Raw genomic sequence first — 3,498 nt, forward strand, 5'->3', positions numbered from 1 at the left:
GAGGGCAAAGTCCTCACTGCCAACGATAATTTTCTCAAGCTCATGGGCTACACCCTAGAAGAAGTCAAGGGCAAGCACCATTCGATGTTTTGCGACCATAAATTAGTTTCTTCTCCAATATACAAGCAGAGTTGGGAGCAACTTAGATCGGGCAAATTCAAGCAAGGGAATTTTAAACGCATCACTAAAGATGGCAAGGAGATGTATTTAAAAGCCACTTATAGCCCCGTCTTAGACGATCGGGGTGAGGTGGTTAAAATCATCACAACCGCCATTGATATTACGGCGGGCCTTTCAGAATTAAACGATTTGCGCGCTGTTTATAATGCCAACTTTGCTTCTACAGCCCTCATTGAATTTGACAAAGAGGGCAAAGTCCTCACTGCCAACGATAATTTTCTCAAGCTCATGGGCTACACCCTAGAAGAAGTCAAGGGCAAGCACCATTCGATGTTTTGCGATCCAGAGTTTGTCAAAAGCCCGCAGTACGCTGAGTTTTGGCAACGCCTAAAATCCGGGCAATTCACAGGCGGGACTTTTAAGCGGATCACCAAGAGCGGTAAAGAAGTGTATTTGGAGGCCACCTACAATCCGGTTTTTGACAGCGATGGCAACATTTATAAATTCATCAAATTTGCTTTGGATGCCACCCACAAAGAAAATAAAATCCACATGGTTTTAGAGTTGATTAAGGAAAACCAGCAACTCACCAGCGATGGCAACCGCATGATTGAAAAAACCACCACCAATATCCAAAATGTCGCCAGCACGATGAATAACAATGTGCAGTTGGTGGGTACTCTAAGTACACAATCTGATTCGATCAGCTCCATCACTCAAACCATTAAAGACATCGCCGATCAAATCAACTTATTAGCCCTAAACGCCGCCATTGAAGCCGCCAGAGCAGGCGAGCATGGGCGTGGCTTTGCGGTGGTGGCCGATGAAGTGCGCAAGTTAGCCGAGCGCACAGGTAAGTCTGTCACAGAGATTGCGGCCATCATTAGCTCTATCCATGAAATCACCTCTCAGGTGGTTGCAAATATCAGCACCGGTGCCGAGGAGGCAGAAAAAACAGCCGAGCTCTCTTATGAAACCCAAAACTTAATGGGAAAAATCAAAGCCGCAAGCGATCGGGTCGCACAGGGCATGGGGGTTTCTTAAGGCTGGCAAAAAGGGTTAAACTGAATCGCCTGCGTGCATTGTTGCGGGTGTGCGCGCTCTGCAATCTCTAAGTGCTCTTGTATTTTTTAAAGCCAAAAAGTTTAACTTTTTTGCTCTCCAAGACTTAAAAAAGCAAAAGTTTGTTTGTGTCTACACTGGCTAAAATAATGGGCTTTCCCTTCTAAAAAGAGTACTTACCCTATGATAAACGCCCTATAAAGACTAGCCAAGATGCGAGCAGAGTGGCTAGAGTTATGCGCCCTAAAAGCCATGCCGAAGCTAACGCACACTAAAGATTAAAAGCGACACCCCCGCTCTGCTAAGACCTTGTCCTATTTGTTGAAAGGCATGCGGATAAATTTTGGTGCATTGTTGTACATCGGGTGTTGTTAGGAGTTGAGTCTTCTAGCTCTATGTTGGTCTTTAGGATATTGTGCGCTCTCTTTTCTCACATGTTTTAAGTGTTTAAAACATGTGCTATAGTGGTGCGGATTAGAGTTTTGTATAGTTGAGGGCGCGGAAGCGTGGGGTTGTTTCTATCCTTGTTTTATTTTATCTATGTGTTGGTAGCGCTCACGCCTGCATGGGCGATTTTTTACCTGCACACCACTGCTTTTAGTTTCTTAAAACTGGCCTGTATTTTGCTAGGAGCTGTGGGTTGCGCCCTGTTTTCTTACTTTTATATGCGCCTTATTGAAAAGCACATCCCACCCTCAGATAAGATGCGCACGGTGGAGATGGTAGAGGTAGCCGAACCCAAATACATCCCTATCTACATTGCCTATTTTGTAATTGCGGTTAGTTTTGAGCATTGTAAAGAGTATAAGATATTTATAGTGGTGTTCATCCTTATTTATCTTTTAATCCTCAAGGGGAAGTTTTCTTACTTTAACCCCTACCTCTTGTTTTTTGGCTACCACTTTTATGAAATCTCCATTGACCTCAATAAGACACATGGACAGAACTATGCGAAGTTCAAGGTCTTTTTAATTTCCAAAAGAACGCTTAAAGAAGAAATGCAATACAGCAAGCTCATTAGACTCAATGACTTTGTTTTTTTAGATAAAGAAAAGGAGTGATGCGCATGCTCTATGCTCGGATGCAAGGAAAAATCTACCGTGTGAGCGATCAACCTCTAAAAGGAATATGGGATTTTGGAGCGCATGAAACCTCTGAAGAGTGGGATTATTGGAAAGAGAGTGAAAGAAAACTTGCAAAAGATGAGAGTTTCTTTATTAAAGCCTCTTTTGAAGATTTGAAAGATTATAATCTTGTGATCTGTGATGATACCCCTCATATCAATACGCTTAGCAAGGGTATTTTAAAAAAAATACAGAAAATTAAAGAGAGTAAGGCAGTGTTATTTGTACGCATGGAAGAAGAGGGTAAGATTAAATTATACTTCCAAGTGATCAGGCAGGGTTCTTTTATTAAGAAAAAATTTATCTCTTTCTCTAACATGGCGCATATTGAAGATAAACCGATCATTTTAATTGAAGATCGCACAGATGTTTATTGGAGTCAAGAAACAGGAAAGTTTTATTTTAAAAATATTGAGGATTTAGAGCGCGTGTTACCCCACTTTTTTGAAAATAAAGTTCAAGAGGCTAAACAAAGACTTCAAGCTATCAAAGATGACACCAGCTACCAGTATTTGCATTTAGAACTAGATTTAAAGGACATCAAATCTACTATTCCAAAAACAAAGCTGGCCAGAATAGAACGTTTGCTTCAAGAGGGGCGCTTGGAGATTTTTAAAAAGAATGGCGATCTAAGAAAACGGAATGCCTACTTAAAATACGCTCAAAAATATCGGCCTCAAATACTTAAAGATAGCAAATTGCTTATCTGCAAGGTTGCTGATTTAGACTCTCTCTACCATATTGTGTGCGAAGCCTACTACACCACAGAAATAGGAGGAGAGCAACGCGTTGCTAATGTTTCTGAAAAGAATAGCGTTGAAAACTAACCTTGGAATCGGACTTAAGGATGAAAGAAGTTTTTAGCCTGCGCTTCAACCTCGTCTGGTCTCACTCCCTGCAGATTAACATCCTTTTAAACTTTCTCTTGCCCTCAACGCAGGGGGTATATTCCTTTGTGGTAGCAACTTTAAACCCACACTCCAACACGCCGTTTAAAATAGGATTAGTCGACACCGCAAAGGGCAAAGTATAGTCGCTAGGGATATAGCTATGATCCACCAGCAACACCCCGTTGTCATCAAATTTTTTATAGGTGTCGGGGATGTGATCAAGAGGCATAAGTTTTAGTCTTGCGGTATTGGGTCTATTTTTAATAACAAAGTTTGTAAAGAAATGCCCAGCTGCACGCACT

General features: G+C 41.6%; 3 protein-coding genes and 1 pseudogene. 3 read left to right on the forward strand and 1 reads right to left on the reverse strand.

The features are described from left to right. From HAL07_RS08010 to HAL07_RS00470, 3 genes are all read left to right on the forward strand, one after another. The coding region (locus HAL07_RS08010; RefSeq protein WP_053944743.1) for a methyl-accepting chemotaxis protein at positions 1-1,164 on the forward strand (1,164 nt) is incomplete at its 5' end. A gap of 542 nt (positions 1,165-1,706) precedes the next feature. Continuing rightward, complete coding sequence (locus HAL07_RS00465) at positions 1,707-2,243, forward strand: KwaA family protein (RefSeq protein ID WP_053944744.1); 537 nt, start codon at positions 1,707-1,709, stop codon at positions 2,241-2,243. Then, positions 2,243-3,133 carry a hypothetical protein gene (locus HAL07_RS00470; protein ID WP_053944745.1) on the forward strand — a complete coding sequence of 297 codons (891 nt, stop codon included), beginning with the start codon at positions 2,243-2,245 and terminating at the stop codon, positions 3,131-3,133. The genes HAL07_RS00465 and HAL07_RS00470 overlap by 1 nt, the downstream gene beginning before the upstream one ends. 61 nt (positions 3,134-3,194) lie before the next feature. On the opposite strand, the pseudogene HAL07_RS00475 reads toward HAL07_RS00470, so the two are convergent. Continuing rightward, positions 3,195-3,498, reverse strand: a pseudogene (locus HAL07_RS00475) (adenine-specific methyltransferase EcoRI family protein); the annotation flags it as partial.

The organism is Helicobacter ailurogastricus, from assembly GCF_001282945.1.
GTDB lineage: Bacteria > Campylobacterota > Campylobacteria > Campylobacterales > Helicobacteraceae > Helicobacter > Helicobacter ailurogastricus.